The sequence below is a fragment of the Burkholderia sp. BCC1993 genome (assembly GCF_905339865.1).
In the GTDB taxonomy this organism is placed as follows: Bacteria; Pseudomonadota; Gammaproteobacteria; order Burkholderiales; family Burkholderiaceae; genus Burkholderia.
In genome coordinates this window covers 12,070-24,166 of the sequence record NZ_CAJPGZ010000025.1, presented here as the reverse complement: position 1 = coordinate 24,166, position 12,097 = coordinate 12,070, and the positions used below count along the sequence as shown (strand labels likewise).

Genomic DNA, 12,097 nt, shown 5'->3' with positions numbered 1-12,097 from the left:
ACGGAGCAAACACGATGAAGACCATGAAACTTGCGGTGTGCGCATTCCTGCTGATCGGCTCGGCTGTCACCGCCCAGGCCCAGGCCGCGTCGACGCTGACGCGCGCGCAAGTTCGCCAGGAACTCGCGGAACTGCAGGCCGCCGGCTACCGGCCGAGTCTCGCCAGCAGCCCGGACTTTCCGCAAAACATGCAGGCGGTCATGCAGCGCGCCGCGCAGGCGCGCGGCGACGCGGCCGGCTACGGCAGCAACGGCCATGCGAATGTGGAATCAGGGAAACCGGCACTGCCACGCGTGGTCGATCGCGACACGTACGCGCATCACTGAGGCGGACGAAACCGGGCCGGGCGCGTGACTACGCGACCGCCCGGCCCGCAACCGGCCTGCCCGCCGCGCGACGCGCAGCGGGCCGCGGCCATCAAACGCTGAAGCGGTTCAGCGTATACGCGCGATAGGCCGCGACGAACGCGTCGAACGATCCGGCCTCCTTCGTTTCCAGCTCGGCCTGCTCGGCCAGCGACTTCGCCGCGAGCGCCTGCTCGGCGCGCATCGTCTCCGCCGACGGCGGGTTCGCGCGGAAATGCGCGGCATGTGCTTCGCTGTGCGCGCACGCGAACGCGAGGAACGACTGCCCGTTCTCGCGCATCGTGCGCAGCACGCGCGCCGACGGCGTGCGCTCCGGATCGGCGAGCTTCTCGCGCTGCGCGGCAATCGCACGCACATGCTCGTCGCCACCGCGGATCTCGTCGAGACGGCGCCCGATGGTTTCGATATCGGCCATCAGGTCGTCCGCCCACGCCTGCAGCGCAACCGGCTGACCGTCGCGCATCAGCATGAGCCCCGGCTTGCGCCCGTCCATCGTCACGCTGCCGAAGTTCGCGTTCGCTTCCTTGTACGCATCGCAGTCGAGTGCGGGGCTCTCGTCGAGCGCGCACGCGAGCAGGAATGCGTCGATGAAGCGCGCGGTCTCCAGCGCGATGCCGGTCGGCTCGAACGGATCGATGTCGAGGCAGCGCACCTCGATGTACTGCACGCCGCGCGACGCGAGCGCATGCAGCGGGCGCTCGCCCGAATACGTGACGCGCTTCGGCCGGATCGTCGAGTAGAACTCGTTCTCGATCTGCAACACGTTCGTGTTGATCTGGATCCACTCGCCGTCGCGATGCGTGCCGATCGCCTCGTACGGCGGATACGGCTCGCTCACGGCCTTCGACAGCGCGTCGAGATAGCCGGGCAGCGTGTTGTAGTCGACCTGCAGCGCGGCCTGCGCGGTCGTGTTCGAGTAACCGAGGTCGCTCATCCGCAGGCTCGTCGCATATGGCCGGTACAGCGTATCGGCGTCGAACGTGTCGAGCTTGTGCGGCTTGCCGCGCAGGAACTTCGTGTCGAGCGCCGGCGATGCGCCGAACAGGTACATCAAGAGCCAGCTGCGGCGGCGGAAGTTGCGGATCTGCGCGAGATAGCGCTCCGACTGGTAGTCGACCAGCGTGGCCGTCGAGCCCTCTTCCGCATGCAGGCGCCGCCACACTTCCTCGTGCAGCGAGTAGTTGTAGTGGATGCCGGCGATGCACTGCATCGTGCGGCCGTAGCGATACGCGAGGCCGCGCCGGTACACCGTCTTCAGGCGGCCGATGTTCGACGTGCCGTAGTCGGCGATCGGGATTTCGTCGTCGGCCGGCAGTTGGCCCGGCATCGAGTCGTTCCACAGCATCTCGTCGCCGAGCGACGCGTACACGTAGCGATGCAGATCGTCGAGGCGTTCGAGCGTGATCGACGCGTCGGCTTCCGCCGGCGTGATGAGTTCGATCAGCGCTTCGGAATAGTCGGTCGTCAATGACGGGTGCGTGAGTGCCGAACCGAGCGCGCGCGGATGCGGCGTGAACGCGATCATCCCGTCGCGCGTCACGCGCAGGCTTTCCTTTTCGATGCCGCGCAGGCCGTCGGGCAGATGCTGCCGCGTCGGGCCCGAGCTCAGCGCTTCGAGACGATTCAGCAGCAGTTCGGACTGGCGGTGAGTCATGGTGTTCGACATGGAGACGCAAGTGCGTGACGGCCGCGCGCAGGATGCCGCGCGGCCGGCTGGATTATTGGTCGCTTCGTTGGTAGCGGGCACTTTAACATCTCGCCGTCACGCGCGCTTGAGGTGACTCCGGGTGGTGCGCGCCCGCCGCGGCGGGCCGCCGGGCGGGCCGATGGCGATGATCGCCGCGCGCGCGGCCGACCGTCGTCGGCACCGCCAGACTCGACGATCACGCGAAATTCGTCGGAAGGAACGTGAGCCGTGCACGCCACGGCGCCGCCAGGTGCAACCCCCGCAGCCGAACCCGCGATGCCTCGCCGTCACGGTCGAGCCGCCCGCACGCCGGGGGTGACGGACGCCGGAACGGGTCGATCGCCGTCAAGCGTCGCAACCATGAGGACCACCGACCGATCGCTGCCGGCCCCGCGCCCTTTGCGGGTCGCAGCGCGGCCCTGCCCGGCGCACCCGCCGGCCGGCCGCGGCGGCCGTCATCCACCGCGCGCGCCGCCGGCGCGGTCGGCCACGTCGTTCCACAGATGCAGCGCCGCATACGCGCGCCACGGCCGCCAGCCTTCGGTGCGGCGTTTCTGGCTCGCGAGCCGGTCGAGCGACGGATCGCGCGCGGTGATCGACTGCATCAGCACGAGATCGGACGCCGGCCATGCGTCCGGGTCGCGCCACGCACGCATCGCGATGTATTCGACAGTCCACGGACCGATGCCGGGCAGGTCGAGCCAGGCGCTACGCAGCGTCGCGAGATCGGCCTGGGCGGGATCGAGCGGCACGTGGCCGGCCGCCACCGCGCGCGCCACGCCCGTCAGCGCCGCGGCCCGCTTGCCGGGCATTCCGATCTTCTCCAGATCGCAGGCGGCGAGCGCGTCCGGCGTCGGGAAACGCCAGGCGGGCACGCCATCCGGCGCCGCCATGCCGTCGTCGTGCGCGACGCGCTCGCCGGCCCGCTGGACGAGCCGGCCGACGATCGTCGTCGCCGCCTTCACGCTCACCTGCTGGCCGACGATCGCGCGCACCGCGAGCTCGAATCCCGACCAGGCGCCCGGCACGCGCAGCCCCGGTGCTGCATCGACGAGCGGCGCGAACCACGGATCGCGCGCAAGCCCGCTCCCGATCGCGGCCGGATCGGCGCCGAGGTCGAACATCGACGCGACGCGGCGCGCGAATGCATCGTCGACATGCCGCGCGGCCGCCCCGTCGACCGTCGCGATCAGGCAACGCCGGCGCGGATGCTTCGTGACGGTGAGCCGGCCCGCGTCGCCGTGCAGGTCGACGATGCGGCGATACACGCCGTCGACGACCTGTTCGACGCCCGGAATCGCCCGTCCGCTGAAGAAGCGCAGCACGCGCGCCCAGTCGTACGGCGCCTTGAAGCGCAGTTCCAGCTGCGCGGACGGCGGCACCTGGCCGCCGCCCTCGATCGACGCGATCGTAGTTGGTTCGATGCTCAAACTGCGTTGCCCTCCGCAACGGCTTCGGTTTCATCGTCGTGCGCATGGCGCGCCTCGGACGCGAGCAGCGTCGCCTTGCGGCGCACGCCCCAGCGATATCCGGCGAGCGCGCCGCCCTTCTGCACGACACGGTGGCACGGGATCGCGAGCGCGACCGGGTTCGACGCGCAGGCCGATGCGACGGCCCGCACCGCACGCGGCGCGCCCAGTGCCTCGGCGATCTCCGAGTAACTGCGCGTTTCGCCGTACGGGATGTGCGTCAGCGCTTCCCAGACGCGCTGCTGGAACGCAGTCGGCGCGATGTCGAGCGGCAGATCGAACGCGTGCCGCGTGCCGTCGAGGTATGCGCGAATCTGCGCAACGAACGGCGCGAGCCGCGACGGCGATTCGACCAGCTCGGCACGCGCGAACGCATCCGTCAGTTCGCCGACGAGCGATGCCGGCTCGTCGCCGAACGCGATCCGGCAGATGCCCTGTTCGGTCGCGGCGACGAGCACCGTGCCGAGCGGCGTCGACGCGGTTGCATAGTCGATCCGCAGGCCGGCGCCCTGGCGACGGAACGCGGACGGTGCCATCCCCAGTTCGCGCGGCACCGATGCGTAGAGCCGCGACGGCGAGTTGAAACCCGCGTCGACGGCCGCCTGCGTGACCGGCTGCCCGCTTTGCAGCGCCTCGCGCAAGGCGGCACCGCGCTGCGCGGCCTGATACTGCCGCGGCGACACGCCGACCACGCGCTTGAACAGCCGCTGCAGGTGGAACGGGCTTACGTGCACGGCGTCGCTCAGTTGCTGCAGCGTGAGCCGCTCCGGATGCGCGTCGAGCACCGCGCAGGCACGATTGACGATCTCGAGTTCGCGCGGCAGCCCTTCCGGCTGGCAGCGCTTGCACGGGCGAAAACCGGCCGCGCGCGCGTCGGCCGGACTGGCAAAGAAGGACACATGCTCGCGCCGCGGCAGCCGCGACGCGCAGCTCGGGCGGCAGAACACACCGGTCGTGCGCACGGCATAGAAGAACGCGCCGTCCGCATGCGGATCGCGGGCGGTCACGGCGCCCCAGCGGGCATCGTCGGTCGGATAGGCGGTTTTCATCTGAACCTCGCACTCTCTAGTGTAGATGGTGCCTACTCTAGACATCGGCATGGGCCGTCGCGCCCTGAATCTTGCTCTGTGATTCGCGCCCGCGAAACCGGGGGCGCATCGCAATCGATCAATCGGACGAAAGGCCGCGCAAGCGCTGCTCCGGCACCGCTTTCGTCATCGTCGCGTCACCATTTTGCTGCAGTGCGGCCGCGACCAATCGCCATCCTGACCATTTTTTACACTCGGAATATTGCAACGCACCATCGCCGTGTGTATAGTTGGAACTGTCTCCTCCATGTCTCCTCCTGATATGGATTAAGCCCGTTCCGCTCTGCGTGAACGGGCTTTTTTTCGTCCGTCGATCGTGCAGCATGGCGGCATCCGTCGCCGGCGCGGTCTACACTCGGTGCACGCCATCCGTGAAGGAGTGTCCCGCTCATGAAACCGACCATCCGCGCGATCGATCACGTCGTGCTGCGCGTGACCGACATGGCTGCGATGACGCGCTTTTACTGCGATGCCGTCGGCTGCCACGTGGAGAAGGAACAGCCCGACCTGGGCCTCGTGCAGTTGCGCGCCGGCGATGCGCTGATCGACCTGCTGTCGGTCGGCGGCCCGATCGATCGTCCCGACAGCGGCCCGCCCGGCACCGGCCGCAACCTCGACCATCTGTGCCTGCGCGTCGAGCCGTTCGACCCCGACGCGCTGATCGAGCATTTCGCCGCGCATGGCGCGCGCCCCGGCGCCCCCGCCGAACGCTACGGCGCCGGCGGCTACGGGCCGTCGATCTATCTGTTCGATCCCGAAGGGAACATGCTGGAATTCAAGGGGCCGCCCGCCGCGTTCGGCTGAGCGCCGGCCGTCAAGCGTCGGCGAACGGCTTCAGCACCGTCCATTCGACCGCGACCGGATCGTGGTCGGCGCTCGAGATCCAGGCGGCACCGTCCTGCACCGTGCACTGCAGGCGCATCGTGCGCTCGGCAAGACGCCCGAGCGCGGCCGCGACGCCGTCGGCCAGCGACAGCACCTGCACGTTGCGCAGCCGCTCCACCTTGCTGCGCACGCCCTGCCACCAGATATCCGAGGTCTTGCCGCCGTACGCGATCACCGTGACCTGCCCGGCGCGGCCGGCCGCCTTCGAGATGCGCCGTTCGTCGGGCTGGCCGGCCTCGATCCATACGTCGATCGCACCCGTCAGGTCCTTCTGCCACAGATCGGGCTCGTCGACGTCCGACAGCCCCTTGCAGAATTCGAGACGCTCGTGCGCGAACAGCGCGAACGCGACGATGCGCACCATCATCCGGTCGTCGGTTTCGGACGGGTGACGGGCGACCGTCAACGCGTGATCGGCGTAGTAGTGCCGATCCATGTCGGCGATTTGCAGCTCGGCTTTGTAGATCGTGGATTTCAGCGCCATGCGGATACGGCCCGGGCGGGCATTCGGTTCGGTCGGGCCGTGATGATACCGAATGCGCGCCGCCCGGCGCGAGACGGGCGCGCCACAGCACGACGGCCCGGCATCGGCCGGGCCGCGTTCAGGTCGCGCCGCCGGCGGTTCCGGCAGGCGCGCGGGGGCGAGAGGTGCGCGTGCGGGTTACTGCTTGACGAAGCGCGAATCGGTCCAGAGGCCCTGCTGGTCGCTGTTGTCGGCGCTGACGAACTGGACGTCGCCCTGATCGACCGACACCACGCGGAAGCGCTGGCCTTCCGGCACCGACAGGCAACGGTAGTCGTCGAAGTACTGCTGCTTCGCCTGCGACTTGCCGTCACGTTCGTGACTCAGTACGGAGTCCAGATTGTCTTTCGACAGACAGCCCCACGCATTCTGCGTCAGCTGGATTTCCTGCTTCGGCTGGACAGCCGCATCGCCGCCCGCCTGGGCGATCGACACCACGGAAAATGCGCCGACGAGGGCAAAAAGGACACCGGTACGCTTCATCATGTTCTGTCTCCAGGCTTGCGGGCACCAGGCTGGGTTAGCTATGTGTTTAAAGATGATCGTGAACCCGCGTTTTTTACTTTAGAAGACCGGCAAGCGATATCAAGCACATTTGTTGTGCGATCGCAATAGCGGCGAATTGTCGCACCCTGCGCGCATCCGGTTTTTTGCTTGCGGCGGCGTCTGCCGTCCGGAGGGTCCGCTTGCGCCGCCGGACGCAAAGCCTCGTCCGGCAAGACTTTCAGAGAAACTTCAGTTCGCCGATTGAACGGTTTGGATAATTCATTTCAACATCGGGACCATTTTGATGCGTCGCACATAAAGTCATCCGAAACGATCTGAATTTACCGCAGTGCGGGACCGGATTTACCTGATACAAGAAAAATGCCAGGTATAAGCGCACTCGTATTTACCCGTATTTTCCCGGGTAGGCCGGGCGCCCGCTGCAGCGGGGCCGCAGGGGGCATTTGCCCGTGTTTTTACCCGATCTTATTCAGGCCGATTGCGGACGCTCGAAATAATCGCGCTGGAAAATGCACATGCGATAAGCGTTGTGATATGCGCCGTTTCCGAAAAATTCTTCCTTCAATTCCGCCTCGTGCTGGAATCCGCATTTCTCGTACACGTGGATGGCCGCCGCATTCGACGTGTCGACGATCAGGTACAGCTTGCGCATGTTCAGCACCTTGAACGCGTATTCGATCGCGAGGCGCGTTGCCTGCCCCGCATAGCCGCGCCCCTGGCATTGGGGCGCGATGATGATCTGGAATTCGCCGCGACGGTGAATGTAGTCGAGCTCGATCAGCTCGACGAGGCCGACCAGCTCGTCCTGCGGATCGACCGCGACGAAGCGGCGCTCGCGCTGGTCGTGCACGTGACGGTCATACAGTTGCGACAGCTCGGAGAAGGTTTCGTACGGCTCCTCGAACCAGTAGCGCATGATCTTCGCATCGTTGTTCAGCTCGTGAACGAAGCGCAGGTCCTGGCGCTCCAGCGGCCGCAGTGCAAGCGTGTGCTTGTCGTTCTGGAGTTGCATGTTCGTGTCCTTTTTGATGCCCGCGCGCGCATGAAACACCCGTGCGGCGGCGCCGCGAACGGGGCGCGTTCCGCGCTGCAAGAAGTTGACCGCGGGCGAAGGTCAGAGCCTAGAATGGACACAAGGGTTCCTGCCACCGCAAGGAGGCTATCGTGATCGAGCAAGTCATACTCGGCATCTTCCTCGTGCTGCCACTCATGATCGTGGCTGCGCTGTTCTCCGACGAACTGTGGCAGGAACATCGGCGCCAGCATCCGCGCGACGAAAATGCACCGCATATCGACTGGAGGCATCCGTGGCGCCGGGTGCGGCGCGGACACTGAGCCGATCGCCATCCCCGCAGGGCACCCGCGCGGGCGGGGCGCTGCAAACGGTGCAACCGCTTTTCGCTACGAACCGCCTCGAACCGAATCCCGCCCAACCAGCGAGCCGCCGACGTGAACGACAAACCCGCTCTCCCTCCGCACGATATCCCCGGCGAAGCGATCGACCTGCAGATTGCCGACGTGCTGGCGGCCGTCCGCTACCCGGCCAACAAGGATGCGATCGTCGACGCCGCACGCGACGCCGGCGCCAGTAACGAAGTGCTGTCGATGCTCGACGGCCTGCCCGAACAGGACTACGCGGACGTCGATGCCGTCACGCGCTGGATCGCCGGCAACTTCGGCCCCGGCCTCGGTATTTGAGCGCACGCCAATAACGCGATAGGATCGGGCCGCACCGGTTGCGCTGCGGCCGGATGCATGCTGCCCGGCGCCAAGACCGGGCGTGACCGCACGAGTGCCCGGGGGAATCCATGGAAGGTATCCTGATCCAGCATACGACGCGCCGTCAGCTTTGGTTCGGCGCGCTGACGGCACTCGTCATCGTGCTCGCCCTGGGGATCGCCGTGCCGCACGCGAACGTCACGCTGCCGGCCGTCGAGCCGTTCATGCCGATGTGCGCGCTGACCGTGTTCACCACCGCGAGCATCGCCGCCTTCTTCCTCGGCGCGCAGTTCACCGTCACGCGCCAGCCCGTGCTCGGTGCGCTCGGCGGCGCCTATGCGTTCACCGCACTCGCCGTCGCGCTGCAGCTGCTCACCTTCCCCGGCGTGTTCGCGCCGCACGGCTTGCTCGGCGCGCGTCCGCAAAGCGCCGCGTGGATGTGGGTCTTCTGGCATGCGGGCTTTCCGTGCTTCGTGATGGCCGCGCTGCTCGCGCGCGAGTGCCTCACGCATGCGCCGGTCGGTGCGGCGCAGACGCGCATATGGACCTTCGCGCTGGTCGGCGGCCCGGCCGTCGCGGCCGCGCTGCTGTGCGCGTTAGCGCTGAACGTGGCCCTGCCGCCCGCGTTCCATCCACCGGGCGACGAAGCCGCGCTGCCCGTCAACGGGATCGCGCTGGTCGTGTGGCTGCTCAATGCGCTCGCGCTCGTCGCCGTGCTGGCTTCCGGCCGACTGCGCACGACGCTCGACCTGTGGCTCGCGATCGCGGTGCTCGCCTGCCTCACCGACACGACGCTGAACCTGCTGACCACGAGCCGCTTCACGGTCGGCTGGTATCTCGCGCGCGTGTTCAGCATGTTCACGCCGGGCGTGCTGGTGTGCGTGCTCGCCTGGGAGGTGACGAAGCTGTATCAGCAACTGTTCGAGGCGCATGCGACGCTGGTTCGTTCGTCCGCGCGCGACGGGCTGACCGGCGCGTTCAATCGCAGCCACTTCAACGATCACTTCCACACGCTGTTCCTGCAGGCGCGGCGGCAAGGCGAGCCGTTGTCGCTGCTGATGGTCGACGTCGATCACTTCAAGGCGTACAACGACGCGTTCGGTCACGTGAAGGGCGATGCGTGCCTGATCGCGGTCGCGAATGCGCTGGCCGGCGCGGTGCGGCGGCCGTCCGATATCGTCGCGCGCTACGGCGGCGAGGAGTTTGCCATCGTGCTGCCGAACACCGGCGCGCGCGGGGCACGGGTCGTTGCCGAGGAAGCGCGCGAAGCGGTGCTGCGGATCGATCTCGCGATGCCCGGGTCGCCGGCCGGGCGCGTGAGCGTCAGCGTCGGCTGCGCGACCGTGTCGGCCGACGACCTGTCGACGCCCGATGCGTTGATCGAAGCCGCCGATGCCGCGCTGTATCGTGCGAAGGATGCGGGGCGAAACCGCGTCGTGGCGGCATGAAAACGTCTGCGGATTGGGAATTTGTTACGGTCATTGTGACCGGAATAATCCGCCGTTACGGATTGCCGCTCCGGGAAACGATCGCTTACAGCCGGTGTTGAAGGCGCTCGCTATGCTGGGTTCATGTCGAATCCGAGCAGGTGAGCGCGATGAAGAAAACCCTTTTGTTGATTGCCGGTGTCGCCGTGCTGTTGAGCGGCTGCATCGTGGTGCCGGATGGTGGCGGGTATTACGGTGGTGGCGGGTATTACCATCATCATCGGCATTGGGATTGATGCCTTCCATCCCGGCTGTCGCGACGACGCCGTCCGGATCAGTCGATTGATCCGGACCGCTGAGGACGGCAGCTGCGTCCTTCCTCAACGAGCCGTCGGAAAGTCTTCGTACGACTTCGGCCCATATCCCCAGATTCTCACCACCTCGCATCTGGCCTCGAACTCGAAGCCGATCTCTGCAAGCTTTCCCAACACTCGCGCGGATTGGTCCGCCGCTTGATGCGTGGCGGACGCCTGGGCATTCAACCCGATGTCGAACCATTCGACGCCCACGAACGGGAATGGCAGATGGTAGAACCACTCGACGTCCCAATCCGTCACATGACCATTGACCCACTTTGACCGGTACGAAGGCCGCCACCCGCTCAGATCGCGCACGAAGGTAATCAGCTCGTTCCACTTGGTGTCGTTGGCCAGCGAGCCGGTAAATTTCCGACGCGCGAGGGCTGCGACTTTTTCCTTGTCCATGCCGCGCGGCACGGCGTCCGCCATTGGAAAGGCACTCATCTCGGAACGTGGGTCGATGTGGAAAAGGGAAACAGCGGGAATTCGAAGCGCCGGTATTCCGTTGAAATGCCCGCCTACTTCCCGATGCAGAACCTGCTGAAAATCACCCCCAGCAGATCATCCGAAGTGAACTCCCCGGTAATCGCATTGAGTTGCTCCTGCGCGAGCCGCAGCTCCTCCGCAAACAGATCGAGCGATTGCGCGCGCTGCTCGGCATGATCCGCCGCCTGCGCCAGATGCTCCTGCGCAGCCCGCAGCGCAATCAAGTGCCGCTCGCGCGCCAGATAGACGCCTTCGGCGCCCGCCTGCCACCCCGCGATCCGCAGCAGCTCCGCGCGCAGCATGTCGATGCCGTCGCCGCGCTTGGCCGACAGATGCACCTCGGTCAGGTCGCCTTCGGCCGCCGGATGCTCGACGCGCGCCGGCACACCGGTGAGGTCCGTCTTGTTCAACACCCGCACCACCGGCACGCCATCCGGGAACCGCGCCGCGATCGTCTCGTCGTCCGCCGTCATCCCCGTGCGCGAATCGAGCAGATGCAGCACGACGTCGGCGCGCTCGATCTCGCTCCACGTGCGCGCAATCCCGATCCGCTCGACTTCGTCCTCCGTCTCGCGCAGCCCGGCCGTATCGATGATGTGCAGCGGAATCCCTTCGACCTGGATCGTCTGCGCGACCTTGTCGCGCGTCGTGCCCGCGATCGGCGTAACGATCGCCAGCTCCGCGCCGGCGAGCGCGTTCAGCAGCGACGACTTGCCGACGTTCGGCTGCCCCGCGAGCACGACCGACAACCCCTCGCGCAGCAGCGCGCCCTGCCGCGCGTCACCGAGCACGTGCGCCAGTTGCTCGCGGATCCTCGCGAGCTTGCCGCGCGCATCGGCCGCTTCCAGGAAGTCGATTTCCTCTTCCGGGAAATCGAGCGTCGCCTCGACCAGCATCCGCAGCGTGATCACATCCTCGACGAGCGCGTGGATCTGCCGCGAGAACGCGCCGTCGAGCGAGCGCCCGGCCGAGCGCGCCGCCGCTTCGGTACTCGCCTCGATCAGGTCGGCGACGGCCTCGGCCTGCGCGAGATCGAGCTTGTCGTTCAGAAACGCGCGCCGCGTGAACTCGCCCGGCTCCGCGAGCCGCAGCCCGAAGCCGCGCCCCGCATCCAGGCAGCGCTGCAGCAGCAGCTGCATCACGATCGGCCCGCCATGTCCCTGCAACTCGAGCACGTGCTCGCCGGTGTACGAATGCGGCGCGGGAAAATACAGCGCGATTCCACGGTCGAGCGGCGCGCCGTGCTCGTCGAGGAACGGTACGTAGCTCGCGTGGCGCGGCGCGAGCCGCTGCCCGCACAACGCGTCGATCAGCGGCAGCGCGGCCGCCTCGCCGCCGCGCCCGAACGACACGCGGACAACGCCGATGCCCCCCCGGCCGGCAGCAGTGGCAATGGCGACGATCGGATCGGAATCGGTAGCGAGCATGGGAATGGGATGAATCGGGTGAACAGAGCGTCAATGGTGCGCCCGCACAACAGTTCGGGCATCGGGACGCCGGCATTGTAGCGTGCCGGCCCGCACGCCACCGGACGCCCGATCGGCGTCGAACTTGCCCGAATTTATCCCGACGGGGATAAGTC

Annotated in this window: 15 protein-coding genes; 6 read left to right on the top strand and 9 right to left on the bottom strand. The window is 67.2% G+C overall.

From position 1 onward, the window contains the following. Positions 1-14: 14 nt before the first annotated feature. Entirely contained in the window at positions 15-326 is a 312-nt protein-coding gene (locus tag U4Y91_RS33005; protein ID WP_321808583.1) for a DUF4148 domain-containing protein, read from the top strand. A 91-nt stretch (positions 327-417) separates the two neighbouring features. Here U4Y91_RS33005 and gshA read toward each other — a convergent pair whose 3' ends face one another. From gshA to U4Y91_RS32985, 4 genes are all read right to left on the bottom strand, one after another. Continuing rightward, complete coding sequence (gshA, locus tag U4Y91_RS33000) at positions 418-2,031, bottom strand: glutamate--cysteine ligase (RefSeq protein WP_321808582.1); 1,614 nt, start codon at positions 2,029-2,031, stop codon at positions 418-420. Positions 2,032-2,507: 476 nt separating this feature from the next. Beyond that, positions 2,508-3,482, bottom strand: coding sequence for a DNA-3-methyladenine glycosylase family protein (locus U4Y91_RS32995; protein WP_321808581.1), 975 nt, complete (start codon positions 3,480-3,482; stop codon positions 2,508-2,510). After that, complete coding sequence (gene ada / locus U4Y91_RS32990) at positions 3,479-4,570, bottom strand: bifunctional DNA-binding transcriptional regulator/O6-methylguanine-DNA methyltransferase Ada (protein WP_257773923.1); 1,092 nt, start codon at positions 4,568-4,570, stop codon at positions 3,479-3,481. Before ada ends, U4Y91_RS32995 begins: the two co-directional genes overlap by 4 nt. A 118-nt stretch (positions 4,571-4,688) precedes the next feature. Next, the gene (locus U4Y91_RS32985; RefSeq protein WP_321808580.1) at positions 4,689-4,934 is read right to left on the bottom strand and encodes a hypothetical protein; all 246 of its coding nucleotides are present in this window, start codon (positions 4,932-4,934) and stop codon (positions 4,689-4,691) included. Between the two features lie 65 nt (positions 4,935-4,999). Between U4Y91_RS32985 and U4Y91_RS32980 the strand changes: the two genes are divergently transcribed. Next, the gene (locus U4Y91_RS32980) at positions 5,000-5,413 is read left to right on the top strand and encodes a VOC family protein (protein ID WP_257773921.1); all 414 of its coding nucleotides are present in this window, start codon (positions 5,000-5,002) and stop codon (positions 5,411-5,413) included. 10 nt (positions 5,414-5,423) lie between these two features. Here U4Y91_RS32980 and U4Y91_RS32975 read toward each other — a convergent pair whose 3' ends face one another. The 3 genes from U4Y91_RS32975 to speG form a co-directional block, all read right to left on the bottom strand. Next, a complete protein-coding gene (locus tag U4Y91_RS32975; RefSeq protein WP_124486733.1) occupies positions 5,424-5,978 on the bottom strand; it encodes a YaeQ family protein in 555 nt (184 codons plus the stop codon). A gap of 177 nt (positions 5,979-6,155) precedes the next feature. Next, on the bottom strand, positions 6,156-6,503 hold the full coding sequence (sap1, locus tag U4Y91_RS32970) for a surface attachment protein Sap1 (RefSeq protein WP_321808579.1): 348 nt from the start codon (positions 6,501-6,503) through the stop codon (positions 6,156-6,158). Between the two features lie 490 nt (positions 6,504-6,993). Continuing rightward, on the bottom strand, positions 6,994-7,536 hold the full coding sequence (gene speG, locus U4Y91_RS32965) for a spermidine N1-acetyltransferase (protein WP_321808578.1): 543 nt from the start codon (positions 7,534-7,536) through the stop codon (positions 6,994-6,996). A 152-nt stretch (positions 7,537-7,688) separates the two neighbouring features. Between speG and U4Y91_RS32960 the strand changes: the two genes are divergently transcribed. The 4 genes from U4Y91_RS32960 (at position 7,689) to U4Y91_RS32945 (ending at position 9,966) form a co-directional block, all read left to right on the top strand. Beyond that, positions 7,689-7,859 carry a hypothetical protein gene (locus U4Y91_RS32960; RefSeq protein WP_321808577.1) on the top strand — a complete coding sequence of 57 codons (171 nt, stop codon included), beginning with the start codon at positions 7,689-7,691 and terminating at the stop codon, positions 7,857-7,859. 114 nt (positions 7,860-7,973) lie between these two features. Then, positions 7,974-8,222: a DUF2795 domain-containing protein gene (locus tag U4Y91_RS32955; RefSeq protein WP_321808576.1), complete on the top strand. Its 249-nt coding sequence runs from the start codon at positions 7,974-7,976 to the stop codon at positions 8,220-8,222. A gap of 110 nt (positions 8,223-8,332) precedes the next feature. Then, a complete protein-coding gene (locus U4Y91_RS32950; protein WP_321808575.1) occupies positions 8,333-9,691 on the top strand; it encodes a sensor domain-containing diguanylate cyclase in 1,359 nt (452 codons plus the stop codon). A 149-nt stretch (positions 9,692-9,840) separates the two neighbouring features. Beyond that, a complete protein-coding gene (locus U4Y91_RS32945; RefSeq protein ID WP_006750105.1) occupies positions 9,841-9,966 on the top strand; it encodes a hypothetical protein in 126 nt (41 codons plus the stop codon). An 84-nt stretch (positions 9,967-10,050) separates the two neighbouring features. Here U4Y91_RS32945 and U4Y91_RS32940 read toward each other — a convergent pair whose 3' ends face one another. Both U4Y91_RS32940 and mnmE read right to left on the bottom strand, forming a co-directional pair. Next, complete coding sequence (locus tag U4Y91_RS32940; protein ID WP_321808574.1) at positions 10,051-10,458, bottom strand: DUF6678 family protein; 408 nt, start codon at positions 10,456-10,458, stop codon at positions 10,051-10,053. 89 nt (positions 10,459-10,547) lie between these two features. Continuing rightward, complete coding sequence (gene mnmE / locus U4Y91_RS32935; protein WP_321808573.1) at positions 10,548-11,942, bottom strand: tRNA uridine-5-carboxymethylaminomethyl(34) synthesis GTPase MnmE; 1,395 nt, start codon at positions 11,940-11,942, stop codon at positions 10,548-10,550. Positions 11,943-12,097 lie beyond the last annotated feature (155 nt).

Bases quoted from the DNA above. Each gene is read 5' to 3' on its own strand.
- U4Y91_RS33005 (WP_321808583.1), top strand. From the start codon at position 15: ATGAAGACCATGAAACTTGCGGTGTGCGCATTCCTGCTGATCGGCTCG.
- gshA (WP_321808582.1), bottom strand. From the start codon at position 2,031: ATGTCGAACACCATGACTCACCGCCAGTCCGAACTGCTGCTGAATCGT.
- ada (WP_257773923.1), bottom strand. From the start codon at position 4,570: ATGAAAACCGCCTATCCGACCGACGATGCCCGCTGGGGCGCCGTGACC.
- U4Y91_RS32985 (WP_321808580.1), bottom strand. From the start codon at position 4,934: ATGCTGCACGATCGACGGACGAAAAAAAGCCCGTTCACGCAGAGCGGA.
- U4Y91_RS32980 (WP_257773921.1), top strand. From the start codon at position 5,000: ATGAAACCGACCATCCGCGCGATCGATCACGTCGTGCTGCGCGTGACC.
- U4Y91_RS32975 (WP_124486733.1), bottom strand. From the start codon at position 5,978: ATGGCGCTGAAATCCACGATCTACAAAGCCGAGCTGCAAATCGCCGAC.
- sap1 (WP_321808579.1), bottom strand. From the start codon at position 6,503: ATGATGAAGCGTACCGGTGTCCTTTTTGCCCTCGTCGGCGCATTTTCC.
- speG (WP_321808578.1), bottom strand. From the start codon at position 7,536: ATGCAACTCCAGAACGACAAGCACACGCTTGCACTGCGGCCGCTGGAG.
- U4Y91_RS32950 (WP_321808575.1), top strand. From the start codon at position 8,333: ATGGAAGGTATCCTGATCCAGCATACGACGCGCCGTCAGCTTTGGTTC.
- U4Y91_RS32945 (WP_006750105.1), top strand. From the start codon at position 9,841: ATGAAGAAAACCCTTTTGTTGATTGCCGGTGTCGCCGTGCTGTTGAGC.
- U4Y91_RS32940 (WP_321808574.1), bottom strand. From the start codon at position 10,458: ATGGCGGACGCCGTGCCGCGCGGCATGGACAAGGAAAAAGTCGCAGCC.
- mnmE (WP_321808573.1), bottom strand. From the start codon at position 11,942: ATGCTCGCTACCGATTCCGATCCGATCGTCGCCATTGCCACTGCTGCC.